Genomic DNA, 26913 nt, shown 5'->3' on the forward strand with positions numbered 1-26913 from the left:
GGAGAGGGCGTGGCGGCTTGAACCATCGGGGCGCCGCCCTGGTAAAGGAGGAGACGAAGCATGAATAAGACCCGCACTTTGCTGGCCGCGCTATCGGTCAGCCTGCTCGCATCGACCAGCGCGTTTGCCGGCGACGTGCGCATCATGTGGTATTCGGACGGTGTCGAAGGCGATGTCATCCAGGACATTCTGAACCGCTTCATGAAGGATAATCCCGACATCCACGTCACGCTCGACAACGTCGCCTACAAGGTGATCCAGGAGCAGCTGCCCATCCAGCTCGAAGCCGGCCAGGGTCCGGACATCGCCCGCGTCACCAACATCAAGGAGCTTGCCCAGCATTGGCTCGATCTCAGGCCACTGCTGGCCGATCCGAAATATTGGGAGGACAATTTCGCTGACACGCTGGACTGGATGCGCCCCGACGGCTCCAACGCCATCCCGGGTTTCATGACCCAGCTCACGCTCACCGGCGGCTTCGCCAACAAGACGCTGTTCGAACAGGCCGGCGTGCCGCTGCCCGGCGACAAGGCGACCTGGGACGACTGGATCAAAGCCGCCGCCGAGGTGGCGAAGAGCCAGCAGCTTCCGGCTGCCTTCGCCATCGACCGTTCCGGTCACCGCATTTCGGGTCCGGATGTCTCCTTCGGAGCGAACTATATCGGCCCCGATGGCATGCCGGCGAAAGTGGACGACGGCACCAAGGCGTTCGTCGGCAAGCTCGTCGACTGGACCGCCAAGGGCCTGATGCTGACGGATACCTGGGTGTCGGCGGCAGGCTCGACCTATCGCGCGGCCGCCGACGACTTCATCAACGCCCAGATCCCGTTCTACTATTCGGGCAGCTGGCAGGTCGCCAATCTATCGACCAAGATCGGCGACAGTTTCGACTGGGTGGCGACCGGCTCGCCTTGCGGTACCGCAGGCTGTTCGGGCGTGAAGGGCGGCGCGGCGCTGGTCGCCATCAAATACACGAAGAATCCCAAGGACGTCGCCAAGGTCATGGATTATCTAGCCCGTGAAGACGTGGTAAAAGAGTTCAGCGAGCGCACGCTGTTTCTGCCCGCGCACAAGGGCGTCGTAGACAAGGGCGGGCTGAAATGGGTCTCGGCCGACAAGAACGTCGGTCCGGCGCTCGACACGTTCGTCAAGGCGGCGGGTGAAACCCTGCCGGCGGCCGATGCGCTGCCGCCGTGGAAGTGGGCCAACGCTTACTTCGCCGCGCTGGTGACGCGCGTCAGCCAGGTGATGGCCGGCGAGCTCAGCCTCGACGATGCCTGGGGCAGGATCGACCAGGATATCGCCGACAAGGTTGCCGAGGCGAAGTGATCGCCGCCGCGACACTGAAGGCATGGATTGGCGCCGCCCTCGCGGCGCCGGTCGTGTGGCTGGCGTCGATCGTCAACGTGCCGCTGAAGTTCTGGCAGCGAGCGACGGGCACCGGCGGCATGGCCGCGTTCTTCCTCGCCCCAAACATGGCGATCTTCGGCATTTTCGTCCTGGTGCCGATGATCATCAACTTTTTCTATTCGGCCACGTCGGGAACGGCCTACTTCCTGCAGGACCGAACCTATGTGGGGCTCGAGCAATATCAGCGCCTGCTCGATTGCGGCAACTACCTGGACACTGCCACTTGCCACGAGGATCTCTTCTGGAAGGCCGTGCACAATACCGGCCTGTTCGTCGTCGTGCAGGTGGCGCTGATGACGGTCGTGTCGATTGCGACAGCGTTGATCCTCAACCGCGAGATCGTCGGGCGCAGCTTCTGGCGCGCGGTGTTCTTCTTTCCGGTGCTGCTGTCGCCCGTCGTCACCGGCCTGATCTGGCGTTGGATCCTGCAGCGCCAGGGCCTCCTCAACCTGATCGTCCATGATCTGGGCGGCGAGCCGCACAACTGGCTGACAGACCGTTTCTGGGCTTTCACCGCCGCGGTCAGCGTTTCGGTTTGGGCACATATGGGCTTCTATACGCTGATCTTGCTTGCCGGATTGCAGGCGATCCCGCGCGACCTTTACGAAGCGGCCGAGATGGACGGCACGAAGCCGGCGCGGGTGTTCTGGCGCATCACGCTGCCGCTGCTGATGCCGAATCTGCTTGTCGTCATCGTACTGGCGCTGATCCGCGCTGTGCAGATCTTCGACGAAGTCTATGTGCTGACGGGTGGAGGGCCGGGAACCTCGACCCTCTATATCACGCAGTACATCTATGAGATCGGCTTCGCCTCCCTGCTGCGCAACCCGGGGCTGGCTTCGGCGGCTTCGATCCTGATGGGGTTGGTGCTGGTCGTGCTCACCTTGGTTCAGCTGCAGGTCGGACGCCGGGGTGAGCGGAAAGGAGCCCGCGAATGAGCGGCGTGATGACATTCCTGACCCGCCGGCGCGGCGGTCGCGGCTGGCACTGGACGGATATCGTGAGCTGGCTGTGGCTGCTCGGCGGCGTTGTCATCATGTTCGGCCCGGCCGTCTGGCTGGTGGGTTCGTCATTCAAGACGCCGGCACAACTCGCCGAGTTCCCGCCGACCATAATGCCTTATGTCAGCCAACACGCGAGGGTCGAAGGCTATGACAAGCCGCTGACCCTCTACAGGGTGAAGTTGCCGGATGGTTCGACCAAGGTGCTGGCCGAGGTGCGGCGCATCGGCATCGTGGCGCAAATGGTGGATCCGCAGGCGCCGAACGATATCGTGAAGGTCAACATCGCCGACCGGCAGCCGGTGCGCGAAATCGGCTTCGCGACGGAGAATTACACCGAGCCCTTCGTCCATTTCGACTTCCTGCGCTATCTGCGCAATTCGGTTTTTGTGACGGCAATGGCAACGCTGATCACGCTGCTCACCAATTCGATGGCCGCCTTCGCCTTGTCGAAATACAAGTTCCGCGGTCGCGATCTGACGATGCTTGTGATCGTCGGTACGCTGATGGTGCCGCTGTCGGTCATCCTGGTGCCGCTCTATTCGGTGGTGGGCGCCGTCGGACTGCTCGATTCGCTGTGGGGCGTGATCTTGCCGACCGTGGCGACGCCAACCGGCGTCTTCCTGCTGCGCCAATATATGCTGACCATCCCCGACGAGCTGCTCGATGCGGCGCGCATGGACAACGCTTCCGAATGGCAGATCTACTGGCGCATCGTATTGCCGCTTGCAGCACCGGCGCTCGCCGTGCTGGCGATCTTCTCGGTCGTCTGGCGCTGGAACGACTTTCTGTGGCCGCTGGTGGTGCTGTCGCGCAAGGAACTCTACACACTCCAGGTCGGCCTCAACACCTATGCCGGCCAGCTAAACGTGCAGTGGCACTACATCCTGGCGATGACCGTGGTGACGATGATCCCCGTCGTCCTCGTCTTCGTCTTCCTGCAGCGTTACATCACTTCCGGCATTGCCGGCACCGGGCTGAAGTGAGGATGTCATGGGACGGATAACGCTGACCAACATTGATCGCGCTTACGGCAAGGTGAAGATCTTGCACGGTATCAACCTCGACGTCGGTGACGGCGAGATGCTGGTCCTCGTCGGCCCGTCGGGTTGCGGCAAGTCCACGCTGCTGCGGTTGATTGCCGGGCTCGATCGGCCGACCGACGGCAAGGTCGAGATCGACGGGGTCGACGTCACCAACGTTTCGGCCGCGCAGCGCGGTCTGGCGATGGTGTTCCAGTCTTACGCGCTCTACCCGCACATGAGCGTGCGCCAGAACCTCGCCTTCGGGCTTGAAAACATTCGTATGCCGAAGGCCGAGATCGACGCGCGGATCACGGAAGCGACGCGCATGCTGGAAATTGCTCCCTATCTAGACCGCCGGCCCGGCCAATTGTCGGGCGGCCAGAAGCAGCGCGTGGCGATCGGCCGTGCGGTGGTGCGCAATCCGACCGCCTTTCTGCTCGATGAACCGCTGTCCAACCTCGATGCCGAACTGCGCATCACCATGCGCGCTGAACTGGCGGGCCTGCACCGGCGGCTGGCAACCACGATGGTCTACGTCACCCATGACCAGATCGAGGCGATGACGCTGGCGGACCGCATCGTGGTCATGCGCTCGGGGCGGATCGAACAGGTCGGCCGGCCGCTCGATCTCTACAACGCGCCGGCCAACCTGTTCGTCGCCGGTTTCATCGGCGCGCCGCGGATGAACCTGCTGCCGGTGAAGGTGCGTTCGGCAAGCGGCGCCGAGGTGCGTGTCGAAGGTCCAGGCGGGCTGTCGGCCTCGATCGCCGCCGACGGGGTCGCGCTGAAACCGGGAGACGACGCGACGCTTGGCATCCGGCCACACGACATCCAACTTTCGAATGGCGGCAAGGGATCGGTGGAAGCGCGGGTAACGCTGGCCGAGGCGTTGGGACCGGAAACAGTTGTCCACGCCACCATTGCCGGCGACAGCAAACTTATCGCCGTTCTCAAGCAGCAGGGCGTTGAATCGCAAGGGCCGCCGATCAACCTCGCTCTGCCGCCGGAGCGCATGCATCTCTTCGATGCCGCCGGGCTGCGTGTCGCACCGCGTTAGCCGGCGGCAAGATAGCGGGTTGTTTTCATGAACCGTCGCAACTGCCGCACAGCGAACGCGTGTTGCGCGCGCTTTTCAAAATAGGTGAACGTTAAGACAACCGAACTCTTCAAGAGGGCGCTCTCTGCGATCATTGCTGCCACGGGATGATCCGGAATTACTTCAAAGTGGATTTCTCGTAGGCGGTCTTCGGCAATACGGAGGTCCGCGCCGGCACGTTCGCGCGCCTGAGGAATCCGGCTGACTGATAATACGACCTGTGCTGAGGTTCAGTACGAACTACCGATCAGGTTCTGTTGTCCGGCTTCGTCATCCAAAGGACCGGGATGCGCCCGATCACGCTTGCGCCATTTGGCATTCTGCTCTTCGCAGGCGCCATGTGGCTGCTGTCCGCTTCGACGAGCGGTAGCGGATCACCGGACCTGACCCTTGCTGCTGCGAGGATTCGGCCTCGGCCTTCTGTTCGTGGCACTGGCGCTGGTTACGCTGCAGGGCCTTGCCGCCAATGCGCTGCCGTTTGGCATCGGGCTATTCAACTTCGGCAAGCAGGTGGGCGGTCTGACCGGCACAGCCCTCTTGCAAACGTATATTGATCACCAGAATGTCCACAACCGGACGATACTGGCGTCCCACCTCGTCAATGGCGATCCAGCCGTAGACCAGCGCTTGAGAGCAACTGCGAATGCTCTGGCGAACAGTGTCGACAGCACTGCGGCGACAAAGGCCGCCCTGCCGCTGCTGCAGCGCGCGCTTGAGAAGCAGGTCGCCACGATCTTTTTCCGGTTTCACTCTGCAGCCGACGAAGAGGCAGCCGAGCGTCTTACCTGTCCGGCTCGTATTCCCAGTGGTAGGTGTTGATGCATCGATCCGCGTCGCTCCTCGCGCGAGGCCATCGTTAGGGTCCCCGTAGCGGCGATATCTCCGCGCAATGCATGGATTTCCATGAGATGCAGCCGAGGCATGGCGGAACTAGATTTAGGCGGTGAGTTCGCCTGTCCAGATATTGAAAACAAGTGCTATATCAAGCGCTGACCGTCCCCAGGCTTTTTTGTCCGACAGGAGAAGCCAATGACATCAGCGTCCAACTCACTTGGCGAAATCGACCCCGAAGCAACGCTTGCGCTGCAAATCATCGAGAGCATGCCCGGCCACGCGTGGGCAGCCGATGCCGCCGGAAGATTCACCTATGTCAGCCCAAACACGCTGGCGTTCCTCGGCAACATGCATGAGGATCTCAACACTTCCGAAGACGACGATGATTTCGGCTGGCGTCGAGCCGTCCATCCCGACGATTATGATCCTGTAGCCGCCAGATGGCGGCATTGCCTCGAAACCGGCGATCCCTATGATACCGAGCATCGCCTGCGGCGCGCCGATGGCGTCTATCGCTGGTTTCGAAGCTCAGGACGACCATTTCGCGATAGCCAGGGGCGCATCGTTCAATGGTACGGCACGACAATAGACATTGAGGACCAGAAGCGGGCCGAGTCAGCATTGCGTGACCGGGAGCGGGAACTCTCGCAGCTCGTGGATATGGTCCCGAGTCACATCTGGCGGCTCGATCCCGACGGCGAGCCGATCTTCTTCAATGGGCGCATGGTCGACTTTCTCGGCCTCGATGTAGCGGATCTGGACCGACCGGGCATGAGCCGGCTGGCGGTGATGATACAGGCCGCCGTTCATCCGGACGACACGGCAGCATTCGGCGATGCACTCCGTGGTTGCTTCGCTACCGGTGCGAGCTTCGCGATGCGCTATCGCCTGCGCCGTGCCGATGGCGGCTATCGCTGGATGTCGAGCCGGGCGGAGCCGATGCGCGATGACGCTGGCCGCATCGTCCAGTGGTACGGCCTCTGTCACGACATAGACGATCAGATGCACGCCGAAGCGGCGTTGCGGCAGAGCGAGCAGCAACTTCAGCACATGATCGACGCGGTGCCGGTCCGCATCTGGAGTGTGATGCCGACCGGCGGGCCGGTCTACTTCAACAAGCGATACCAGGACCATTTCCGCTCCGTTATCGCGAACTTTGATGTGCTCGGCGAGCCGGGCATCGAAACGTTGCTGCACGAGGTGATTCATCCCGAAGATGCGCCCGAGGTGCAGCGCACGTTGTTGACCTGTTTCGAAACTGGCGGCGGCTCCGCGATGCGGTTTCGCTGGCGCGAAAAGGACGGCACCTATCGCTGGGCTGAGTGCAGGGTCGAGCCGCGGCGCGATGACGACGGAACGGTCGTGCAGTGGTACGGGGTTTCTCTTGACATCGACGATGAGGTGCGCGCGCAGGCGGCGTTGCGCAAAAGTGAGCGGCGCCTCCAGCAGCTGATCGACACCGTGCCCGCTTTGATCTGGAGTACGACACGGGAAGGGACGCCTTCCTACGTCAACAAACGGTTCACCGATGTAACCGGGGCCACGCTCCACGACATCACCGCCCCGGACGGCTCGCCGTCGCTGAGCGTGATCCATCCAGACGATATCGACACCGCACGGCAGGCGATCCGCCATTCATTCGCAACGGGCGTGCCTTACGTTCAGAGATATCGCCAGAGGCGGGCTGACGGCGGCTATCGCTGGACCGAGACTCGCGCCGAGCCGCTGCGCGACGAAGATGGCAGCATTCTCCAATGGTACGGCGTGAGCGTCGACATCCATGACCTGGTGACCACGCAAGCCGCGTTGCACGACCGGGAACGAGAGCTCTCGCAACTCGTCAACATGGTTCCGAGCTACCTCTGGCGGCTGTCTCCCAACGGTGAGCCGACCTTCTTCAACAAGCGCCTGATAGATTTTCTCGGCCTGGACATAGCGGACGCGGAAAAGCCGGACACGAGCCGGCTGGCGGCCTTCATTGCCACCGTCGTCCATCCCGACGATGCAGCCAGCCTGAGGGAAGCACTCGACAGCTGCTTTGCCACCGGCGAGCGATTCTTCATGAAGTATCGCCTGCGCCGTGCCGATGGCGTTTATCGTTGGATGGAGGGCCGCGCGGAGCCGCTGCGGGACCAGGGTGGACGCATCGTCCAATGGTACGGCCTTACGCACGACATCGACGATCAGCTGCGCGTCGAAGAGGCGCTGCGCGAGAGAGAACGGGCTCTCTGGCAGCTCGTTGAAACGCTGCCGGCAATGATCGATTGCGCCGCGCCGGATGGCGAACCGATATATCGCAGCCAGCAGCTCCGCGAATTCCTCGGATACAATCTTGAGGAATTGGACGAAGCGGGAAAGTCCCGGCTGGCTGGCACACTCGACGCCGGTGTTCATCCCGACGACCTGACAGGTGTCAAAGAGAGATATGCCGATTGTCTGTCCACAGGCGAGCCGTATGCGCGACGGCACCGTCTGCGGCGCTTCGATGGTGAATATCGCTGGGTCGAGACGCGCGCCGCGCCGATGCGCAACGCTGAAGGCGCCATCGTGCAGTGGAACGTTATCTGCCTCGACATCGAAAATGAGATGCGGACACAAGAGGAGCTTCGGCTGGCACAAGAGAGACTTGCGCGTGCGAGCCAGGCGGCGAGCCTTGCCGAACTCTCCGCATCCATCGCTCATGAGGTGAACCAGCCGCTGGCCGCCATCGTCGCCAACTCCAACGCATGCCACCGTTGGCTGTCCGCCGAGCCCCCGAACGTCGAGCGCGCGAAGATCACGGCCGAGCGTATCATCCGCGATGCCAACTCGGCGGCGGATGTCGTCAGCCGCATCCGTGCCTTGTTCAGACCTTCGCTTGAAATGAGAACCAGCACACCGATCCCCAGCGTCGTTGCCGAAGCACGTGATCTTATGGCCGAGGAAGCCATGCGGCGTCGCGTTCGCATGGACATCGACGTCGAAAGCAACCTTCCGCTGGTTGCGTTCGATCGCGTCCAGATTCAGCAGGTCCTGGTCAACCTCATTCGCAACGGCATGGAGGCGATGGACACCACGGCGGGCGACAAGGTTCTCGGAATGCGCGTGCGCCGGATAGAGGACACGATCCAGACCGAGGTCCGCGACCGAGGCCCGGGTATCGAACGTCCCAACAAGATATTCGAGCCGTTCTTTACAACGAAAGGGAACGGAATGGGCATGGGGCTCGCGATCTCCCGTTCGATCATCGAGTCTCACGGCGGACGCCTTTGGGCGGAGAATAGCGTGCCGCGTGGGGCGACATTCATCTTCACCCTCCCGGTTGAAGCGAAAGCTGCGCAATAACTGGCGGCGCTCAGTAAGCGCTTGGTTTTTTCGGCTCTCGGTGAAGGGGCGCCGCCGCCCCGTGCAATGCATGGATTTCCATGAGGTGCGGTTGGGGCGTGGCGGGATTAGGGTGGCGACGTGAGTCCGTCAGCCCAGTCCAGCTATCAAGAGCAAGTGCTACACGAAGCACCGACAATCTCCAGAGTTTGTTTGTCCGTCAGGGGCACCCGATGACGATAGCGCCCAACTCACTTGGCGAGACCGATTCCAGCGCAACGCACGCGTTAACGCATGACTTGGACCGATCCGGACCGGGAAGTGGCCGACCTTTCGCGACGAATGAACCGGGCCTGATTCGCAGCAACCTGATCAGCGATCTTGAAAGAGGCGGGTTGTCGCGCGCCTGGTCGCACCGTCCCCAATTCTTGCATCTGGGGCTTTTTATTACGGCCTATGTCCTGGGCTGCGGCTTCGCCCAGTCGCTCGCAATCATACCTGGAACAGGGATTTCCATTTGGCCTCCGAGCGGGCTTTTCATCGCTACGCTTGTCTTCGCCTCCAGGTATAGCTGGCCGTGGTGGGTGCTGGGGGCCTGTGTGGCAGAACTGTTCAGCAACTTCTTGTGGTTCCACACTCCGCTGCCCGCGGCCTTCCTGATCTTTGCCGGCAACGCTCTTGAAGCGGTGGCCGGCGCATGGCTTGTGAACCAGACCTGCAAGCGCGCAGTTCGGCTGGAAACGTTGCGGGACGTTCTCGCATTCGTCGCACTGGCCGCTGGAGTTGCGCCAGTTGCAAGCGCGACGGTGGGAAGTGCGGCGCTTGCGTGGTTTGGCATACAATCGCAAACCTTTGCGACGGCTTGGCCGCTGTGGTGGATCGGAGACGCGACGGGAGTCCTGATCGTAGCGCCACTGGCGCTGGTCGTGTTCCAGAACTGGCGCGGCAAGGCGCAGCTCTCGGCGGCGCGGTGGATGGAAGCTTGCGTCCTGGGGCTGATCTTTCTTGGTATCGCCGCCCTTTCCTTGAGCGGCTATCTGCCCTTCGCCTACATCATCATGCCGCCTCTTCTTTGGGCCGCGGTGCGCTTTGAGTTCCGAGGCGCCGCCGTAGCATTGACCGTTCTTGCTCTGATCACGGCGGTATTCACGATATCCGGCGCCAGCCAATTTGCCGGCGATCCCGAGTCCCAGAAGCACAACCAGATCATGCTGCAGCTTTTTCTGGCCATCTCTGCATTTTCGGCGCTCGTCGTGGCCGCCATTTCCAGGCAGCATCAGGCGGCGGTGCTCACTTTGCGCCAAAGTGTGGAGACCTTGCGGGAGCGGGAGCGAGAACTCTCGTTGCTGGTCGAAATGATCCCCGCTCACATCGCCCGTATGGCGCCCAACGGCGAACCAACCTTCTTCAGCAAGCGCACGACAGACTATATCGGCCTCAACGACATCGCGGGCTGGGACAAGCCGGGCACGAGCCGCCTGGCGACCGTAGTCGCGGCAGCCGTCCATCCCGACGATGGACCCAGGATGAGAGAATGGCTCAGCCGCTCGCTCGCCACCGGCGAACCCTATCCCATAAGGTATCGCCTGCGTCGCGCGGACGGCGTGTACCGCTGGAGGGAGGGCCGCGCCGAGCCGCTGCGGAACCAGAGTGGAGCGATCGTCCAATGGTACACGGCCAGCATCGACATCGACGATGAGGTGCGCGCGCAGGAGGCATTGCGCGACCGGGAGCGGGAGCTCTCGCAGCTTGTCGACATGGTTCCGAGCCACGTTTGGCGCCTGACGCCGGACGGCGAGCCGACCTTTTTCAACAAGCGAATGGTCGACTTTCTCGGCCTTGACGTAACGGATTTGGACAAACAGGGCATCGGCCGGCTGGCGGCGATGATAGCGGCCACCGTCCATCCGGACGACGCAGCAGCATTCGGCGATACGCTCAGTCACTGCCTTGCTACCGGCGAGCGCTTCTCCATGAGGTATCGCCTGCGCCGCGCCGATGGCGTCTATCACTGGATGTCGAGCCGGGCAGAGCCGATGCGCGATCACGCTGGCCTGATCGTGCAGTGGTACGGCCTCTGTCACGACATAGACGATCAGATGCAAGCCGAAGAGGCGCTGCGGCGGAGCGAATTGCAGCTTCAGCAGATGATCGACGCTGTGCCGGTCCGCATTTGGAGCGCGGTGCCGACCGGCGGGCCGGTCTACTTCAACAAGCGGTACCAGGACCATTTCCGCGCCGTCATCGCCAATTTCGAAACACTCGGAGAGCCGCGCATCGAGGAATTGCTGCAAGAACTGGTTCATCCCGAAGATGCTCCCGAGGTGCTGCGCACGTTGCTGAGCTGTTTCGAAACAGGCGGCGGTTCCGCGATGCGGTTTCGCTGGCGCGAAACAGATGGCTATCGCTGGGCGGAGTGCAGGGTCGAGCCGCGGCGTGATGAAGACGGGGCGGTTGTGCAATGGTACGGAGTTTCCCTCGACATCGACGAAGAGGTGCGCGCGCGGGAAGCGCTGCGACAAGCCTCCGACAAACTCGCGCAAGCCACTCAGGCTGCAAGTCTCGCCGAGCTTTCCGCTTCGATCGCGCACGAGGTGAATCAGCCGCTGGCCGCGATCGTCGCCAATTCCCATGCATGCCACCGTTGGCTGGGCGCCGTCCCGCCGAACGTCGAACGCGCGAAGATTACGGCCGAGCGCATTATACGGGACGCCAATTCGGCGGCGGACGTCGTCGGCCGCATTCGCGCGCTGTTCAAGCAATCCACCGAGACGAGGACCAATGCGACGCTCAGCAGTGTCATCGCAGAGGCACGCGACCTCGTGACCGAGGAAGCGATGCGGCGGGGCGTTCGCATCAGCGTTGATGTCGGAAGCGACATTCCGCTAGTCGCGTTCGATCGCGTCCAAATCCAGCAGGTTCTGGTCAATCTCATCCGCAACGGCATGGAGGCGATGGACTCTGGTGCGGATGACGGAGTTATCAGCATCCGCGTGCGCCATATCGGGGATGTTGTCCAGACCGAAGTCAGAGATCGCGGCCGGGGCGTCGAGTTTCCCGACCGGATATTCGAACCGTTCTTTACCACGAAAGAGCAAGGGATGGGCATGGGACTGGCGATCTGCCGTTCGATCATCGAGTCGCACAGCGGGCGTTTATGGGTCGAGAAGAACGAACCACGTGGAGCGACGTTTATCTTCACGTTGCCGATTGAAGCGAAAGCGGCGTCATGACGACGGACGGCCAAATTGTCTTCATCGTAGATGACGATGAACGCATCCGGGAGGCGCTCAGTGAGCTGCTGGCCGCACATGGCATGCGTGCCGTAGCGTTCGGATCGGCGGGCGATTATATCCGCGCTGACAAGCCGGACGTCTCTGCCTGCCTCATCCTCGATATCGAGTTGCCGGATATTAACGGCCTCGATCTGCAGCGGCAGATTGCCGAGGGCGATCATCCGCCGATCGTTTTCCTGACGGGACATGGCGATATCCCGTCCTCGGTGCGTGCGATCAAGCACGGCGCCGTGGATTTCCTGACTAAGCCCTTCAGCGATGCAGACCTCATGGCCGCAATCCATGCGGCGATTGCCCAGGATCGGGTACAGCGATCGGAGCGCGCCGAGCTGGGCGTGTTGAAGCAACGTTATCTCGAGCTGACGCCGCGCGAACGTGAGGTGCTGCCGCTGGTGGTCAGCGGCTTGCTCAACAAGCAGGCCGCCGCTGAACTGGGGATCAGCGAAGTTACGCTGGAAATTCATAGAAGGAACGTCATGCAGAAGATGGTCGCGGCGTCGCTCGCCGACCTAGTGCGCATCGCCGAGCGATTGGGAATACCGATCACGCACTCGCGCAGGGCAGGGGGGAGCTGAGGGTGAGCAAGCGGAGGCCTGTCGTGGCGATTGTCGACGATGACCCAAGACTGCTCGAGTCGCTGGAGGACCTTCTGGAGTCCGCCGGCTATGTGGCCCGCAGCTTCTCGTCGGCGGGGGCGTTGCTGGTCAGCGGCCTGTCTGGATTGGACATGCTTATCACCGACATCGGGATGCCCGGCATGGACGGCTTTGAACTTCGCGACTTGGTCAAGAAGGCGCGTCCGGACCTGCCTGTGTTCCTGATCACCGGCCGCCACGAGATAGTGGATCAGCACCGCGCCAAGGGCATTGGCGGGCTTTTCCGCAAGCCGTTCGATGGCCAGGCACTGCTTGCGGCGATCGGCGACGCTTTACGCAACCCAGAAACGGAGGCTAAACATGAGAGTTGACCAATTGCCCTTACCGAGATCGGCGCCATCATCACAGCAGCGAAGGGCTGAAGCCGAGCAGCCGCTGGTCATTATTGTCGATGATGATGCCTCTGTTCGGGAGGCGCTGTCTGAATTGATCCTGTCGGCGGGTTTCCTGCCGGTGTGCTTTACCTCAACCCGTGAATTGCTTGACGCCGACGTGTTGGAGAGCCCCGGCTGCTTAATCCTCGACGTGCGCATGCCGGGGACGAGCGGTCTCGATCTGCAGCACCATCTTGCGAAAAACGGCAACCCCAAACCCATCATCTTCCTGACCGGGCATGGCGACATCCCGATGACTGTCCAGGCGATGAAGGCCGGCGCCGTGGACTTTCTCACCAAACCGGTGCGGGATCAGACGCTGCTTGACGCTGTGATCGCCGGCATTGCGGTGGATGCCAAGCGGCGGGCGGATGCCGTGATCGTCAAGCGCAATATCGAGCGCGTCGAGACGCTGACGCCGCGCGAGCGCGAGGTCCTGCGTGAAGTGGCGCGCGGACGCCTCAACAAGCAGATCGCCTTCGACCTCGGCATCAGTGAAGTGACGGTCAAGCTTCACCGCGGCAATGTCATGCGCAAGATGGAAGCCGCTTCCATCGGTGAGCTGATCCGGGCGTGGGAAACGCTGCCCGCGCCGATGCGCGAGGTCTAGAATTTGGCACAAGCCGATCCATGCCCCATCCAATAGGATCGCCCGGCGCGCCCGGCCATTTCAGGTGCTTTCTCAGCGCGCCCAGGCCTTCCTGCCTCTGGTACGCTCGTGCTGCTGCGGGTGATCCTGATGTACATCGGTGGTCCTGTTGGGTGTTTCGCGGCAAGGCCCGCGCCAAACATCGGTTACCACTTAGCGGCGCTCTTTGGCGGCGCCAGTCTGACCGACAAACTCGCAACATTTCATGCATCAGCAACTGACGCCGGCCATGCCGCGTCGGTCCCCGCGCCGCTACCCAAGCCTAAATTGACGTGTGTCTATAAGAGCTTGCCTTAGCCCGGCCCTATCTTCGGCGTGCCTGCCCTGCACTTTGGCATCGTATGACAGATGCTTCCGTAGAGTAGGTTCGCGGCCCGGATCGGTGCATCCTGTTCCTCGCAAGCCATCACGACCGTCGCGTTTCTACCGCTCCTCGCTCGCTCCTCCCCGAACGCGACCGCACAGGCCGACTCGACGGTCGTGATGGTGAGCAGGATGTTCAAAGCACATGGATGGACATGATGAACAAAGACGGACTTTTCTCCGTCGGCGGATCTCGCCGCGATGTCTTGTTGGCAGGCCTGATCTCTACGGTTGCCGCCGGACTGCCCCGCGCTGCTTCGGCAACGAGCCGAAAACAAAACCTTCCCTCTTCCCCCTCAATCAAAGGAACCAAGACGATGAGCACCATCACGACCAAGGATGGCACCGAAATCTACTACAAGGATTGGGGCAAGGGTCCTGTCGTCACGTTCTCGCACGGCTGGCCGCTGAATTCCGACGCCTGGGACGGCCAGATGCTCTTTCTTGCCCATAACGGCTTTCGCGTCGTTGCGCATGACCGGCGCGGCCATGGCCGATCGAGCCAGGCCACGTCCGGCAACGACATGAACGGCTATGCGGACGATCTTGCAGCCGTGATCGAGGCGCTGGATCTCCGGGACGCCACGCTGGTCGGCCATTCCACCGGAGGAGGCGAGGTTGCTCGCTATATCGGACGGCACGGGACGAAGCGGGTGGCCAAGGCTGTTCTTATCGCCGCTGTTCCGCCGATCATGGTGAAAACGCCGGCCAATCCGGAAGGTCTGCCAATCGAGGTATTCGACGGCATAAGGGCTGGCCTCGTCAAGGATCGTTCGCAGTACTACCGGGACCTCGCACCGTTGTTTTATGGCGCGAACAGGCCGGGCGCCAAGGTTTCCCAGGGGACTCTGGATCAGTTCTGGCTCTGGAGCATGCAGGCGGGTCTCGTGAACGCGTACGAAAGCGTCAAGGCGTTCTCCGAGACCGATTTTACCGAGGACCTCAAGAAGTTCGACGTACCAACCCTCGTCCTGCATGGCGAAGACGATCAGATCGTCCCCGTCAAGGACTCGGCAGTCAAGTCGGCCCGATTGATCAAAGGCGCAAAGGATATCTATTACCCCGGCGCGCCCCACGGGATCACGGCCACGCACCAAGATCAGGTCAATGCTGATCTGCTCGCCTTCATCAAAGGATAGCACGCCCTCAGTCACGACCGCATGTTGTCCGCAATTCCTTGGAGCCGCCGATGACCACCTTTGGCAATATTTCGCGCGCCCTGAACCGCATTTCGGGTGGCGCGCCAGGTCAAACCTTGTGCGCTCGCATAGCCGAGCGGTGGCCTGAATGCTGGTTCTGTCGGCTCATGTCCCGGATTGTGGAACCGAACCACTGCGCCATCGAGCTGGAGCGCTGGCAGAGGCGCGAAACATATGCTGCGCCACGGCTGCCGCTCGGGCAACTGCGCCTGTGCAGCGCGGAGGCGATCGCCGGCGTTCGACACTACGTCGCGCTGTCGGGGGTCGCCGCCGCGCGCTTGTTCTGCCTTGAAGGCCAAAGCGCTCTGCAAGACGTCAAACTGGCTAAGCGCCCGGAGTTTATCAATCGGTAGCCGTTTGCGATTGCCGCTCATTTTGGCGGTCTCAATTCGGCGTGAAATTTTCTTGGCCAGCAGTTGCGACTATCGCAGCAGCACCGGCACTATTTTTCGAAGGCAGGAACGAAATGGGCGCACTCTCGGGCAAGATCGCGGTGGTCACCGGCGGAAACAGCGGGATCGGACTATCGGCTGCAAAAATCTTTGCGGCCGAGGGCGCGCAAGTCGTCATTACCGGCCGCCGGCGGCAGGCGGTCGAGGAAGCGGTCGCACAGATCGGGGCAGGCGCGCTGGGCATTCAGGGAAATGTGGCCGACGTGTCGCACCATGACGAGGTAGCGCAACAGATCCGCCAGAGGTTCGGGGCGCTCGACATCTATATGGCGAACGCCGGCATAAACACCATCACGCACTCGGCCGACGTCTCCGAGGCAGAATATGATGCGCAATTTGCCGTCAATACGCGAGGCGTCTTCTTCGGCGTCCAGAAGCTGACTCCGGTCATGCGGAATGGCGGCGCAATCATCCTCACAGGCTCGCTGGCCAGCGAGAAGGTTCTGGACGGTCATGCTGTTTACGCGGGCTCGAAGGCGGCCATAAATGCCTTTGCGCGCGGTTGGGCGATCGAACTGAAGTCTCGCGGCATCCGGGTCAACGTGCTCAGCCCAGGTCCGGTGGATACGGCTATTCTCGATAAGCTAGGCGTACCGTTTGAGCAGCGCGGGCTGTTTGAAAAGGCGATGGCGGAGGCAATACCCCTGGGCCGGATGGGGCAGCCGGAAGAGCTGGCAAAAGCCGCCCTGTTCCTTGCCTCGGACGCGAGCAGTTTCGTCACGGGCATCAATCTGCGGGTCGACGGCGGGATGGCAGTGCTCTGAGCCACGACTGCGATGTCGCGCCAATAGACTGGCGAATAACGCCGGTCCGGCTGTTTGACCCATACCAAGGCATTTGGCGATGCGGGGCGAAGGCCAGGAACTATGTCGTTGACGAGAGGAGGCTTTGCCGCCGTGTTCGATCCGGCCGGCTCACCAGCGCTCAACGGATCGACCGCGCCAGGCTCTCGCCACGGCGGCAGCGGCGTCTTGCAAACACAACTCTCTGGCCGCGCGCCCTCAGTGTCTGTTCCGGCGACCGCCGCCAATGCACACCCCGCATAGATACCTCAATCATGCTGCAGGGCACCTGATCTCCCTGGTGACCTACCCTGCACCTTGGCATTGTATGACAGACCCTTCCGCACAATAGGTTGGCGGGCCGCGTCGGCGCATTCTCCTGAGCATTGGTCACCACAGGCCACACGGGAGAAAGCAAATGCGAAACATAACTCGAGTCCTGGCCCTCACCGCAGCGCTTGCCGCGTCGGGCGGCGGGATGGCGCAGGCCGCGAATTCTCAGCCCAAGCCGACGATCGTACTGGTGCACGGCGCCTTCGCGGAATCGTCGAGCTGGGATGCAGTCATCACCAAGCTCAGCAAAGACGGTTATGTAGCGATAGCCGCAGCTAATCCGCTCCGCGGCGTTGCCAGCGATGCGAAAGCAGTCTCAGCCATCGTCCGGTCGGTTTCCGGGCCGGTCGTGCTGGTGGGGCATTCCTACGGCGGGCCTGTCATCACCGAGGCCGCCAATGGCAATCCCAATGTGAAGGCATTGGTCTACGTGGCAGGTTTCGCGCCGGATACCGGCGAATCGAGCCTTACGTTGTCCAGCATGTTTCCCGGCAGCACCTTGGGGAGCGCGCTTGCTCCAGTCGCGTTGCCGGACGGCGGACAAGACCTCTTCATCGAGCCGGCCAAGTTCCGCGCCCAGTTCGCCGCCGACGTTCCGCAAGAGCAGACTTTGCTGATGGCTGCCACTCAACGCCCTGTTGCGCAGGCGGCTCTGGCTGAAGCCTCGGGCGTCGCCTCATGGAAGACGCTGCCGTCCTACATGATCTACGGCTCGGATGACCGGAACATCCCGGCAGCCGTCATGAGCTTCATGGCCAAGCGTGCGCATGCGGTAAAGACCGTCGTCATCGAGGGTGCGTCCCATGCGCTCATGGTTTCGCATCCCGACGAGGTCACGTCACTCATCGAGGATGCTGCTGCATCGGTCAGTCAGTAGCAGGCCGGAAACGCCCAGCATCCGATCGAGCAACGAAAAATAGACACGCAACACCAGGAGACCAGACATGAAGATCGTCGTCATCGGCGGAACCGGGCTGATCGGTTCAAAGACCGTGGAGAGACTGCGAAACAAAGGACACGACGTGCTTGCGGCGTCGCCGAATTCGGGCGTCAATACCGTTACGGGAGAGGGTCTGGCGGCCGCGCTTGCCGGTGCGCAGGTCGTCGTCGACCTCGCGAACTCGCCGTCGTTCGAGGAAAAGGCTGCCCTGGAGTTCTTCGAGGCATCCGGGCGTAATCTTTTTGCCGCCGAAACGGCCGCCGGCGTCCGTCATCACGTGGCGCTGTCGGTCGTCGGTACCGACCGGCTGCAGGGCATGGGCTATTTCCGCGGCAAGTTGCTTCAGGAAAAGCTGATCAGGGAGTCCGGGATTCCCTACACCATCGTTCACGCCACTCAATTCTTCGAATTCACCGCCGCCATCGCAAACACGGGCGCCGTCGGGGATACCATTCATATGTCGCCGGCCTACTTCCAACCCATGGCGGCTGATAATGTTGCCGATGCGATGGCGGACGTCGCGCTTGCCGCGCCGTTGAACGGCATGATCGAAATTGCCGGCCCGGAGCGTGTTCGCATGAGCGAACTTGTCGAGCGCTTCCTGAAGGCCACCAACGACCCGCGCAAAGTCGTCCCGGACCCCGGCGCGCTCTACTACGGCCAAGTGGCAATCGACGATCGAACGCTGGTGCCCGGCGAGAACGCGCGCATCGGCGCCGTGCGTTTCGATGATTGGCTCAGCCGATACACACCACCGAAGTAAGTAATCATCGGATAGGCCCGCCATTCGCACCACAAGGAGACCAGACATGATCAAAACACTTCTCTGCGCCGCGCTCACCTCCGCTTCCGTCACCGCAGCAATGGCCAATGACGCCGCCAGCGTAAAGCTTGTCTACGACCAGGCTCTTCCAAACGTGCCCGGCAAGAGCATGAAAGCCGTGCTCGTCGAGTACGCGCCTGGGGGTACGTCGCCGGCCCATACCCATCCCAAATCCGCGTTCATCTATGCCACGGTCCTGGAGGGGGCGATCCGAAGCCAGGTCAACGACGGGCCGGTGAAGACTTATCGCGCCGGCGAGAGTTTCTCGGAATTCCCTGGCGACCGTCATGCCGTCAGCGAAAACGCCAGCAAGACGGAAGGCGCTCGTCTGCTTGCTATTTTCGTCGTCGACACCAGCGAGACGGAACTGACGACGAACGCGAAATGAAATCGTAGCCCCCGGGACCATCGGGGCGTAGGCGAAGGGACGGTCAGTGACATGAATTCGATCGCCATCCGCACACTTGCGGGGATTTTGGTCCCCGATACTCCGCTTGTTGGCCGAGCGATCGAACATGCCCGCGCTCGATGTGAACCCTACCTGTTCAACCACGTGGTCCGATCCTGGCTTTTCGCGGCCCGGATCGGACAGATTCAGAATATCCAGCACGACGCGGAGGTTGTTGCGGTTGCAACCCTGTTGCATGACGTCACGCTCAATGAGGACTTCGCCGGGCCGCGCCGTTTCGAAGTGGAAGGCGCCGATCTTGCCCGCACCTTCGTTCGGGAGGGCGGCTTCGACGAGCGGCGCGCCCAATTGATCTGGGACAGCGTCGCCCTCAACTCGACGCCGTCAATCGGCCTCTACAAGGAGGCTGAGGTGGCGCTTTGCACAGCCGGCATCTGTCTCGATGTCGTCGGCTTGCAATACAGCCTCATTTCGTCAGCCGAGATTGCAAAGATCATCGGTGAGTTTCCACGCCTCCAAATGAAGCGACGGATGACGCGATGCTTTTGCCATATCGCCGAGGTCAGGCCGGAAACCACCTACGACAACTTTGCCCGGGACTTCGGCGAGCGCTTTGTTTCAGGCTACAAGGCGACTTCGGCAGTTGATCTTGTGATGAACGCTCCCTTCGAAGAGTGAACGCAGTTTCGATCCAGGTTCTATCGACACCGGTCGGTTCAGCCTCGCCCTTCAAGTGACCCAAACGCTGTGCGCCCGTCGCATGCCTGCGCCAAAGCGAATTGCCGGGGGCAGCGGTCAGGTGCCAATTTCCACCTCCTATACTTCGGTTTAGGCGCCCCAACCCAATCGAGTGGCAATACATATCATCGGCACGATAGCAACAGTTCGTCTCACCGGTCATCCTTACGCTGCAATGGATCGCAAACACCTCAAGGAGATAAGTAATGAATATTGCAGCGTCACCGGTCGCTCCGAAAGGAAAAGCCGTCGCCCAACGCGCGAGTTATGCGGAGCAGTCGCCGGAACTTCTGAAGAAATTTATTGAATTTCTTGGTGCGACGCGAGAGGGGTCGATCGAAGAACCGATCCGCGACCTTGTTGCAGTCCGAGCCGCGCAGCTGAACGGGTGCACCTTCTGCCTCGATATGCACGTCAAACAGGCGAAGATCCATGGCGAGCGCGAACTGCGCCTTTACCACCTGGCAGCCTGGCGGGATTCGACCTTGTTCGTTCCTCGCGAGCGCGCAGCCTTGGCATGGACGGAAGTCTTGACCAAGCTGCCCGAGCAGGGTGTCCCCGACGAGATCTACGATCGGGTCAGGTCGCAGCTTTCCGAGAAGGAAATTTCCGATCTGACCTTCGTTGTCATGGCGGTCAATTCTTGGAACCGTCTGAACATCGGCTTCAAACCCGTCCCGGGCTCGGGGGATGCGAAGTTTGGCCTGAGCAAAGCAGCACTGAGCTAATCTTTGGAACGGGTCAGAATGGCGCTTGTTTGCGCGCCATTCTGACCGGCCAGGCGAAGGCGCCGAGCTCGGCGACCAACACTGTAACCGATCCCAGCCTCCCGGCCGCGACCGAGAGGCGCTCTCAGGAGGGCGTCATGCGAATTGACAGTCTGCATCCAGTAATATCGGCCCGTCTCATGGTGATTGATGTCGACGCTCCACTCCGCAGTGCGGCACTCTCACTTTCCAGGCCCGCAATAGGCCTGGTCGTGGTGTGCCACGGCAGTGGGGAGGCGGCAGGCGTGCTGAGCAAGTCCGACCTTGTCCGCCATCTGGCGAATTCAGGGCCAACAGAGGCGCCGATTGCGGCATTGATGAGCCGGTCCATCGTGTCCTGTGGTCCCGATGATGATCTTCATTCAGTCTGGCAGACCATGGCCGCGCAAGGCCTGCAGAATGTGCCGGTGCTCGGGGCTGACTCGAAACCGCTAGGCGTCCTCGATATCCGTGATGCGATGAAGGCGCTTTTCAAACAAGAGGAACTGCAGGAACGGCTGCTTGCCAACTACATCAGCGGGATCGGCTATCAATAGAGCTTGGTCTATCGTTTGGATATACAAAAGTATGTATCGGAGTCTTCGTAGATATAATGGACAATAAATGCCGTAAATTATAGCGTATTGAAGCAAATGAGTGTCGACTGAGCCAAGCGGGGGCATGAAATGTTTCGTCAGGACATAAAAGGAGATGTCTTCGACAGCCCGTCCGATGGTTCTGGAAGTAGTATGTCCGTGCAAATGTCGACGGCCGGCATCGTCCATGACCTGGGCAATCTCATTCAGGTCGCGTCGTCGGCGTTGAACCACCTGGCCCGCGATCCGAGCATCCAAGCGGCTCCGGCGCTTGGGCCTGTAATTGCCGGCGCCAAAACGGCTTTGGAACGGGCTGGGGACCTTGTCCGGCAAACCATCAGCCTGGCCCGAGAGAGCCACGCGGAAATCGAATGCACAAACGTAGGTGCTTGCCTGGCTGAGATCGAAACCCTCGTGCGGAGCGCCTTGGATGCCAATTTCGGTCTTGAGCTTCGGGTTGGGTCCGACCTGCCTTTGGTGAGATGCGACCGCTTTGGATTGCAAAATGCGGTTCTGAATCTTCTGTTCAACGCGCGCGATGCAATGCCTGACGGCGGTTTCATCTCGATCGATGCCGGCTTGGCCTCTGAAAGCTCTACCGCCGGTCAGGTAGATATCCGTGTCGCGGACAACGGTCTCGGGATGACCAGCGAGACGATGGTCTGCGCCTTCGATCCGTTCTTCACCACCAAAAGCGAAGGCCTCGGCGGCGTCGGTTTGCCGATGGTGAAGCGCTTTGTCGAGCAGTCAGGCGGAAGCATCGCTATTCAGAGCACACTTGGGGCAGGCACGACCGTCACCCTGCGATTGCCGGCGATGCGATAGCGGCCGACCAATCTCCCTCCGGTGACAGACGTGACATACAATCGAGAGATGGAGATGGATGCACAAGTCGTTGAAAACGTCCAACAGCGCCGTTTCGAGCTGCCGATCGCCGGCGATATGTTTGCGGCGGCCTATTATCGGCTCGAGGGCGGGATGGTCGCGCTGATACACACCGAAGTCCCGTCGGAATTTTCCGGACAAGGGATCGCGTCGCGATTGGCCCAAGGGACCTTCGAACTGCTCCGCAAAACCGGCCGTAAAGCGAAATGTCCCTTCATGAGCCGCTTTTTCGCCAAGCACCCGGACTATGCTGATGTCGTCGACGGCTAGTCAGGGCACCAATGTTGAGGGTTTCCCAAGGATATATCCAAATGCCTGACGAGTATGATTTGCAGAGGTTCGTCAGCGCACAGGATCCGGTCTACGACGACGCGCTGGCCATTCTACGTCGAGGGATGATGTGCACTCCCTATATGGAGTTCATCTTCCCAAGGTTGGCCACCAGGCGAAGCGGTACTGCGCCTGAGCCATATGCAATCACATCGCTCGACGAAGCCAGCGCCTATCTCTCATTTCCGATCCTTGGAGGCCGTTATCGGGAATGCGTTGGCACCCTGCAGCGGCTCTCCGGCCTGAGCGCTCGCGCTGTCTTCGGTGAGGTTGATGCGAAGAAGTTGCACGCGTCCCTCACGCTGTTTTCCGAAGCAAGCAACGACGAGTTCCTGCTCGAGACAATCTTCGACGTCTGGTTCGACGGTTTGCTCGATGAGGAAACGATGAACGATCTCTACTTGATGTCGTAGTGGTCTGCCTGCGCCACCCGGCGTAAAGCTGTCGCGGCGCTGAGGTCACCATCCGCTGCCTTATCCCTCACACGCTGCCATCTGGCAGAGGCATGAGCTCGTGCTCTCCCGGCACGCCGGGGAAGCGGCGTTCGCGCCAATCCGCCTTTGCCTGCTCGATCCGTTCGGCTGAAGAGGAGACGAAGTTCCAAAAGATATGACGTGGCTCGGCCAGGGGCTCACCTCCTATCAGCATCAGTCTCGCCGCATGGAAGGCAGGCGCCTGGAGCACAATCTCAGCGCCGGGCGCCAGAGCTACTAATTCGGCCTCATGAAACGTACCGAGCTGGCCGACAATTCCAACCTCACCGGCGAGGATGTAGATCGCACGCTCACGGTGTTCGGGTTTCACCTGGTAGCGCGCACCGCTCGTGAGCACAATTTCGGCATAGACCATGTCGGAGAACGTCCGGTGGCGTGCGCTCGGAATGGACGATGCCCGACCCGGCCGTCATCCAGTTGGCCTCGCCAGGACGGATGGTCTGCACTTTACCCAAATTGTCGCGATGGACGATCTCGCCATCGATCAGGTAGGTCACGGCCGCAACGCCGATATGCGGATGCGGTCCCATATCGAAACCGTGACCTGCGTCGAACATAGCGGGGCCGAAATGGTCGAACAGGATGAAGGGCCCGATCATCAGGCGATTCGAGGACGGCAATACGCGCCTTATCTTCAGTCCGTCCGCAAAATCACGGAGCCGGCTGGATGGGTGTATCGATGCCTGTGATATCGCTTTGGCGGATGGTCATGGATCTCTGTCCTTCTGCATGCCTTATCAGCCAGGTGTTCGAACGCGCTTGAACGGAGCGGCGCGAAAGACTGTCTGAATGGCTTTGAGGAGCGCGAATTTGGAGCCCGCGTGGTGCTGTCCGGCGATGCCGCTTTCATTAAGAGCCGACACCCTCATCGACAGGATCGCGGCAAGATCTTCGGCCATTTCGGGCCTGTCGTGCAGCAGCGGCGCAAAGTTTTTCTGGTCTATCTCGTAAACCGTGATGGGGGTCATTGCCCGCAAACTTGACATCTCGCCAATGCCCGCGAGCAAGCCGGTCTCGCCGAAGAAATCGCCAGGTGCAAGCCGGCCGATCTCCTGCAGTTGATCATCGCCCTCGCCAATTTGCCGGACGATGACTCCCGTCCGTACGATCATGAGCGACGGCAGCATCTCTCCCTGTCGTGCGATGATTTCGCCCTTATGGTAGGTGCGAACCGAGGCCGCTTTGGCGAGCGACTCCTGCTCGGTATCCGTTAGCGCCGAGAATACCGGTATGGAATTGATGAGTTCGATCGGGGTGAAGCCTTGGGAGGCCGCCATCTCGTGGCCCGGCCGGTTGGTCATGGCAATCGAGCCCGAAAATGGCTCCGCCAGCAGCATGCCGGTCGACTTTGAATGGCGATAAATGAGATCGAAGATTTCGTTCCGAGCGGCACTTCGCTGGTCGATACTTGCGACGCGAAAAAACAACTCGATCTCGATAGCAGCGGCATCCAGGCTTCTGATGGTGACCGAAGGCGAAGGCTCCTGGAGGATTGAATTGCAGCTCAGCAAGACAGTGCGCATGAGCTCTACGATGATCGCCGGCGTCTTCGTTGGCGCCACCTTGACGGTTACGGCAAGTCCATGGCTCTCGTCCGGACCGCTTAGATTTGTTACCCCGATCTTGGCGAGAAGGCTGTTTGGCAGCGCCACGACATTGTGTGTCGGGGTCAGAAGTTGGGTCGACCGCCAATTGGTCTCGACAACGCGGCCTTCGGTTCCGTCGCCCAGAATGATCCAGTTTCCAAGCACGTAAGGGCGGCCGAGGTTAAGCGCGATCGCCGAAAATACGTCACCAAGCGTATTCTGGAGCGCCAGTCCCAGGATGACGGCAAAGACGCCCGACGTGGCAATGAGCGTTCCGACCGGCACTGCAAAGACAAACGCCAGGATCGACAGGAACATTCCAGCGTAGACGACACCGACCACGACGTCCTGCAGGAGACGTGCCTCGCGCGGCTTTCGCTCGAAGACGAGGTAGATACGGACAAATCCGATTAGCGCCCAGGCAAGGTGAACCCACCAGAGCAGCTTGACCGAGCCGATGAGGATCGCTCCTCCGGTTGTCTCGTTGTCCCCTGCGGTCTCGTATGGCACGACGCGCAGATCGAGAACCATGGCCGACATCGCGAGGAAAAAGCCGAGTTGGACGACCAGCTTCGCATTGGCGAAGCGTCTGGGGATGAGGGACCAAACGACGATCCCGGCGAGGCCGAGCAACACGAGGTAGACCAGAGGAGAGTTCCACCAGCTCATGAACGATCCCCGCGATGCCAAGTTCAATGTTTGGTCTCCGGCCCGGCGATCGGGCCTCTGCCGCTGGCCTTGTCTTTTTCGAGAACTGCTTCGGTGATCGAATTCGGCAGCCGTCGCGGCTTTTCGATCAGCCCGAGCACCGGCATGGCGATGATGAAGAACGCAAAATAGTAAAGCGTCGCCAGTTGGGACATGACGACGTATGCGCCTTCCGCCGGCCGGGAGCCGAGCCAGCCGAGAAAGAGGGCATTGGCAACGAACAGCCAGAAGAGCACCCTGTACCAGGGCCGATAGACCGCCGAGCGCACCTTCGAGGTGTCGAGCCACGGCACCAGGAACAGCACCGCGATCGAGCCGAACATCGCGAGCACGCCGCCGAGCTTGGAATCGATGGGCCCGATATTGAAGGTGATGGCCCGCAGGATCGCGTAAAACGGCAGGAAGTACCATTCCGGGACGATGTGGGCCGGCGTCTTCAGCGGATTGGCGATGCTGCTATTGTCGGGATGGCCGAGGTAGTTCGGCAGGTAGAAAACGAAATAGGCGAAGAAGAACAGGAACACGAGGATGCCGAAGGCATCTTTGACGGTGGCATAGGGCGTGAAGTCCACGACATCAGTTTTCGATTTGACCTCGATGCCGGTCGGATTGTTCTGGCCGACGACGTGAAGCGCCCAGATATGCAAGGTCACCACGCCCGCAAGCACAAATGGCAGCAGGTAATGCAGCGCAAAGAAGCGGTTCAGCGTCGGATTGTCGACCGCGAACCCGCCGAGCAAAAGCTGCTGGAGCCAGTCGCCGATCAGTGGGACGGCGGTGAAGAAGCTGGTGATGACAGTAGCGCCCCAGAACGACATCTGTCCCCAAGGCAGCACGTAGCCCATGAAGGCCGTCGCCATCATCAGCAGGAGGTTGGTGCAACCGAGCACCCACAGCAGCTCACGCGGCGCCTTGTACGAACCATAGTAGAGCCCGCGGCAGATGTGGAGGTAGACGGCAATGAAGAAGAACGACGCGCCGTTGGAATGGAGATAGCGCAGCAGCCAGCCCGAATTCACGTCGCGCATGATCTGCTCGACTGAATTGAAGGCCAGCCCCGTATCAGGAGCGTAATGCATCGCCAGCACGATGCCGGTCAGGATCTGTGAAACCAGCATGATCGTGAGAATGCCGCCGAACGTATAGGCATAGTTCAGGTTGCGCGGCACCGGATAGACAATGAAGCTGTCGTGCACCAGCCGCGGCAGCGGCAGGCGGGCATCGAACCAACGTTCGATTCTGGTTTTGGGCGTATAGGTCGAGTGTTTGTCGCCGCTCATCGAAATGCGCTCGCCTCAGCCGATACGGATCTTGGTGTCGGAAACGAATTGGAACACCGGTACCGCCATGTTCTCGGTGCCGGCCCCTTCCGGATGCGGCCCGCGGTGTCGTATTGCGAACCATGGCAGGGGCAGAACCAGCCGTCGAAATCGCCTTCCTGACCATGCGGGATGCAGCCGAGATGGGTGCAGACCTGGACCATCACCACCCAGGCTTCCTTGCCCGGCATAGTTCGATTGGCGTCGGTTGCCGGCGCATCGGCCGGCAGGTTGGCGTTGCGGGCAATTGGATCCTTGAGCTCGGCGAGACTGACTGCCTCGCCGTCCTTCCTCTCTTTTTCGGCGCGGTTGCGCACGACCACCGGCTTGCCGTGCCAGTCGACGATCAGCGACGTTCCCGGCGTCAGCGAGGAGACGTCGACCTCGATCGCGGCGGGCGCTTCGACGCGCAATGTGTGCTCGGCTGTGGGGGTTTCGGAAAGGTCGGCCATGATGGCGACTCCTATTGTTGGAAGCTGCGTCATCGCGTTGGTGGCAATCGAGCAAAAGCAGGCCACGGCTTTCGCCCTTCCAGTCTGCTCACGTCGCGTGAAATATGCCGGCCG

27 protein-coding genes and 1 pseudogene are annotated in these 26913 nt (G+C 61.1%); 22 read left to right on the forward strand and 6 right to left on the reverse strand.

Annotated features, from left to right (window positions below; all coding sequences use genetic code 11):
• The first annotated feature begins 60 nt into the window (after positions 1–60).
• From NKJ23_RS03555 to NKJ23_RS03570, 4 genes are read left to right on the forward strand one after another with little or no spacing between them, the layout of a single operon-like run.
• Positions 61–1329, forward strand: coding sequence for an ABC transporter substrate-binding protein (locus tag NKJ23_RS03555; protein WP_352678233.1), 1269 nt, complete (start codon positions 61–63; stop codon positions 1327–1329).
• Positions 1326–2348, forward strand: a complete 1023-nt coding sequence (locus NKJ23_RS03560) for a carbohydrate ABC transporter permease (protein ID WP_502902484.1) — start codon at positions 1326–1328, stop codon at positions 2346–2348. Before NKJ23_RS03555 ends, NKJ23_RS03560 begins: the two co-directional genes overlap by 4 nt.
• Positions 2345–3397, forward strand: coding sequence for a carbohydrate ABC transporter permease (locus NKJ23_RS03565; RefSeq protein WP_023674192.1), 1053 nt, complete (start codon positions 2345–2347; stop codon positions 3395–3397). The genes NKJ23_RS03560 and NKJ23_RS03565 overlap by 4 nt, the downstream gene beginning before the upstream one ends.
• A 7-nt stretch (positions 3398–3404) precedes the next feature.
• On the forward strand, positions 3405–4493 hold the full coding sequence (locus NKJ23_RS03570; protein WP_352678235.1) for an ABC transporter ATP-binding protein: 1089 nt from the start codon (positions 3405–3407) through the stop codon (positions 4491–4493).
• On the opposite strand, the gene NKJ23_RS03575 is transcribed toward NKJ23_RS03570, so the two are convergent.
• Positions 4490–4636, reverse strand: a complete 147-nt coding sequence (locus NKJ23_RS03575; protein ID WP_352678236.1) for a hypothetical protein — start codon at positions 4634–4636, stop codon at positions 4490–4492. The genes NKJ23_RS03570 and NKJ23_RS03575 overlap by 4 nt on opposite strands.
• A gap of 286 nt (positions 4637–4922) precedes the next feature.
• Here NKJ23_RS03575 and NKJ23_RS03580 point away from each other — a divergent pair, with 286 nt between their 5' ends.
• From NKJ23_RS03580 to NKJ23_RS03665, 18 genes are all read left to right on the forward strand, one after another.
• Positions 4923–5351, forward strand: coding sequence for a hypothetical protein (locus tag NKJ23_RS03580; RefSeq protein WP_352678239.1), 429 nt, complete (start codon positions 4923–4925; stop codon positions 5349–5351).
• Positions 5352–5561: 210 nt separating this feature from the next.
• Positions 5562–8690 carry a PAS domain-containing protein gene (locus NKJ23_RS03585; protein WP_352678242.1) on the forward strand — a complete coding sequence of 1043 codons (3129 nt, stop codon included), beginning with the start codon at positions 5562–5564 and terminating at the stop codon, positions 8688–8690.
• 374 nt (positions 8691–9064) lie between these two features.
• Positions 9065–11902: a sensor histidine kinase gene (locus NKJ23_RS03590; protein ID WP_352678709.1), complete on the forward strand. Its 2838-nt coding sequence runs from the start codon at positions 9065–9067 to the stop codon at positions 11900–11902.
• Complete coding sequence (locus NKJ23_RS03595) at positions 11899–12540, forward strand: response regulator transcription factor (RefSeq protein ID WP_352455787.1); 642 nt, start codon at positions 11899–11901, stop codon at positions 12538–12540. The genes NKJ23_RS03590 and NKJ23_RS03595 overlap by 4 nt, the downstream gene beginning before the upstream one ends.
• 2 nt (positions 12541–12542) lie before the next feature.
• Complete coding sequence (locus NKJ23_RS03600) at positions 12543–12932, forward strand: response regulator (protein ID WP_023716983.1); 390 nt, start codon at positions 12543–12545, stop codon at positions 12930–12932.
• Positions 12922–13605, forward strand: a complete 684-nt coding sequence (locus NKJ23_RS03605; protein WP_352678711.1) for a response regulator transcription factor — start codon at positions 12922–12924, stop codon at positions 13603–13605. Before NKJ23_RS03600 ends, NKJ23_RS03605 begins: the two co-directional genes overlap by 11 nt.
• 560 nt (positions 13606–14165) lie before the next feature.
• Entirely contained in the window at positions 14166–15146 is a 981-nt protein-coding gene (locus NKJ23_RS03610; RefSeq protein ID WP_502894826.1) for an alpha/beta fold hydrolase, read from the forward strand.
• Between the two features lie 50 nt (positions 15147–15196).
• Entirely contained in the window at positions 15197–15559 is a 363-nt protein-coding gene (locus NKJ23_RS03615) for a hypothetical protein (protein ID WP_352592493.1), read from the forward strand.
• A 113-nt stretch (positions 15560–15672) separates the two neighbouring features.
• Entirely contained in the window at positions 15673–16422 is a 750-nt protein-coding gene (locus NKJ23_RS03620) for a glucose 1-dehydrogenase (RefSeq protein ID WP_352678246.1), read from the forward strand.
• A 436-nt stretch (positions 16423–16858) separates the two neighbouring features.
• A complete protein-coding gene (locus NKJ23_RS03625) occupies positions 16859–17650 on the forward strand; it encodes an alpha/beta fold hydrolase (protein ID WP_352592496.1) in 792 nt (263 codons plus the stop codon).
• Positions 17651–17717: 67 nt separating this feature from the next.
• On the forward strand, positions 17718–18476 hold the full coding sequence (locus tag NKJ23_RS03630; protein WP_023674205.1) for an SDR family oxidoreductase: 759 nt from the start codon (positions 17718–17720) through the stop codon (positions 18474–18476).
• Positions 18477–18522: 46 nt separating this feature from the next.
• Entirely contained in the window at positions 18523–18924 is a 402-nt protein-coding gene (locus NKJ23_RS03635; protein ID WP_352449836.1) for a cupin domain-containing protein, read from the forward strand.
• A 252-nt stretch (positions 18925–19176) separates the two neighbouring features.
• A complete protein-coding gene (locus NKJ23_RS03640; RefSeq protein ID WP_352644454.1) occupies positions 19177–19623 on the forward strand; it encodes a hypothetical protein in 447 nt (148 codons plus the stop codon).
• A 266-nt stretch (positions 19624–19889) separates the two neighbouring features.
• Positions 19890–20411 (forward strand): carboxymuconolactone decarboxylase family protein, encoded by a 522-nt coding sequence (locus NKJ23_RS03645; protein WP_023674208.1) that lies wholly within the window; start codon positions 19890–19892, stop codon positions 20409–20411.
• 137 nt (positions 20412–20548) lie between these two features.
• Positions 20549–20986 carry a CBS domain-containing protein gene (locus NKJ23_RS03650; RefSeq protein ID WP_352483844.1) on the forward strand — a complete coding sequence of 146 codons (438 nt, stop codon included), beginning with the start codon at positions 20549–20551 and terminating at the stop codon, positions 20984–20986.
• A 129-nt stretch (positions 20987–21115) separates the two neighbouring features.
• Positions 21116–21850, forward strand: coding sequence for a sensor histidine kinase (locus NKJ23_RS03655; protein ID WP_352678249.1), 735 nt, complete (start codon positions 21116–21118; stop codon positions 21848–21850).
• A 48-nt stretch (positions 21851–21898) separates the two neighbouring features.
• Positions 21899–22180, forward strand: coding sequence for a GNAT family N-acetyltransferase (locus NKJ23_RS03660; RefSeq protein ID WP_352678252.1), 282 nt, complete (start codon positions 21899–21901; stop codon positions 22178–22180).
• 41 nt (positions 22181–22221) lie between these two features.
• On the forward strand, positions 22222–22653 hold the full coding sequence (locus NKJ23_RS03665) for a DUF1810 domain-containing protein (RefSeq protein WP_352678255.1): 432 nt from the start codon (positions 22222–22224) through the stop codon (positions 22651–22653).
• A 67-nt stretch (positions 22654–22720) separates the two neighbouring features.
• Here NKJ23_RS03665 and NKJ23_RS03670 read toward each other — a convergent pair whose 3' ends face one another.
• From NKJ23_RS03670 to petA, 5 genes and pseudogenes are all read right to left on the reverse strand, one after another.
• Entirely contained in the window at positions 22721–23089 is a 369-nt protein-coding gene (locus NKJ23_RS03670; protein WP_352678258.1) for a pirin-like C-terminal cupin domain-containing protein, read from the reverse strand.
• The gene (locus tag NKJ23_RS03675) at positions 23025–23333 is read right to left on the reverse strand and encodes a pirin family protein (RefSeq protein ID WP_352678261.1); all 309 of its coding nucleotides are present in this window, start codon (positions 23331–23333) and stop codon (positions 23025–23027) included. The genes NKJ23_RS03670 and NKJ23_RS03675 overlap by 65 nt, the downstream gene beginning before the upstream one ends.
• 138 nt (positions 23334–23471) lie before the next feature.
• Positions 23472–24989: a mechanosensitive ion channel family protein gene (locus NKJ23_RS03680; protein WP_502902493.1), complete on the reverse strand. Its 1518-nt coding sequence runs from the start codon at positions 24987–24989 to the stop codon at positions 23472–23474.
• 23 nt (positions 24990–25012) lie between these two features.
• A complete protein-coding gene (locus tag NKJ23_RS03685) occupies positions 25013–26308 on the reverse strand; it encodes a cytochrome b (RefSeq protein ID WP_352678266.1) in 1296 nt (431 codons plus the stop codon).
• Between the two features lie 15 nt (positions 26309–26323).
• Positions 26324–26799: pseudogene (gene petA, locus NKJ23_RS03690) on the reverse strand (ubiquinol-cytochrome c reductase iron-sulfur subunit).
• Positions 26800–26913 lie beyond the last annotated feature (114 nt).

Source organism: Mesorhizobium sp. M0184, assembly GCF_040322215.1.
Taxonomy (GTDB): domain Bacteria; phylum Pseudomonadota; class Alphaproteobacteria; order Rhizobiales; family Rhizobiaceae; genus Mesorhizobium.

Excerpts from the sequence above, each read along its gene's own strand:
- NKJ23_RS03610 (WP_502894826.1), top strand. The coding sequence starts at position 14,166 with ATGAACAAAGACGGACTTTTCTCCGTCGGCGGATCTCGCCGCGATGTC.
- NKJ23_RS03565 (WP_023674192.1), top strand. The coding sequence starts at position 2,345 with ATGAGCGGCGTGATGACATTCCTGACCCGCCGGCGCGGCGGTCGCGGC.
- NKJ23_RS03570 (WP_352678235.1), top strand. The coding sequence starts at position 3,405 with ATGGGACGGATAACGCTGACCAACATTGATCGCGCTTACGGCAAGGTG.
- NKJ23_RS03585 (WP_352678242.1), top strand. The coding sequence starts at position 5,562 with ATGACATCAGCGTCCAACTCACTTGGCGAAATCGACCCCGAAGCAACG.
- NKJ23_RS03615 (WP_352592493.1), top strand. The coding sequence starts at position 15,197 with ATGACCACCTTTGGCAATATTTCGCGCGCCCTGAACCGCATTTCGGGT.
- NKJ23_RS03685 (WP_352678266.1), bottom strand. The coding sequence starts at position 26,308 with ATGAGCGGCGACAAACACTCGACCTATACGCCCAAAACCAGAATCGAA.
- NKJ23_RS03665 (WP_352678255.1), top strand. The coding sequence starts at position 22,222 with ATGCCTGACGAGTATGATTTGCAGAGGTTCGTCAGCGCACAGGATCCG.
- NKJ23_RS03650 (WP_352483844.1), top strand. The coding sequence starts at position 20,549 with ATGCGAATTGACAGTCTGCATCCAGTAATATCGGCCCGTCTCATGGTG.
- NKJ23_RS03620 (WP_352678246.1), top strand. The coding sequence starts at position 15,673 with ATGGGCGCACTCTCGGGCAAGATCGCGGTGGTCACCGGCGGAAACAGC.
- NKJ23_RS03660 (WP_352678252.1), top strand. The coding sequence starts at position 21,899 with ATGGAGATGGATGCACAAGTCGTTGAAAACGTCCAACAGCGCCGTTTC.
- NKJ23_RS03680 (WP_502902493.1), bottom strand. The coding sequence starts at position 24,989 with ATGAGCTGGTGGAACTCTCCTCTGGTCTACCTCGTGTTGCTCGGCCTC.
- NKJ23_RS03595 (WP_352455787.1), top strand. The coding sequence starts at position 11,899 with ATGACGACGGACGGCCAAATTGTCTTCATCGTAGATGACGATGAACGC.
- NKJ23_RS03645 (WP_023674208.1), top strand. The coding sequence starts at position 19,890 with ATGAATATTGCAGCGTCACCGGTCGCTCCGAAAGGAAAAGCCGTCGCC.
- NKJ23_RS03625 (WP_352592496.1), top strand. The coding sequence starts at position 16,859 with ATGCGAAACATAACTCGAGTCCTGGCCCTCACCGCAGCGCTTGCCGCG.
- NKJ23_RS03555 (WP_352678233.1), top strand. The coding sequence starts at position 61 with ATGAATAAGACCCGCACTTTGCTGGCCGCGCTATCGGTCAGCCTGCTC.
- NKJ23_RS03605 (WP_352678711.1), top strand. The coding sequence starts at position 12,922 with ATGAGAGTTGACCAATTGCCCTTACCGAGATCGGCGCCATCATCACAG.
- NKJ23_RS03670 (WP_352678258.1), bottom strand. The coding sequence starts at position 23,089 with ATGGTCTATGCCGAAATTGTGCTCACGAGCGGTGCGCGCTACCAGGTG.
- NKJ23_RS03635 (WP_352449836.1), top strand. The coding sequence starts at position 18,523 with ATGATCAAAACACTTCTCTGCGCCGCGCTCACCTCCGCTTCCGTCACC.
- NKJ23_RS03655 (WP_352678249.1), top strand. The coding sequence starts at position 21,116 with ATGTTTCGTCAGGACATAAAAGGAGATGTCTTCGACAGCCCGTCCGAT.
- NKJ23_RS03675 (WP_352678261.1), bottom strand. The coding sequence starts at position 23,333 with ATGATCGGGCCCTTCATCCTGTTCGACCATTTCGGCCCCGCTATGTTC.
- NKJ23_RS03630 (WP_023674205.1), top strand. The coding sequence starts at position 17,718 with ATGAAGATCGTCGTCATCGGCGGAACCGGGCTGATCGGTTCAAAGACC.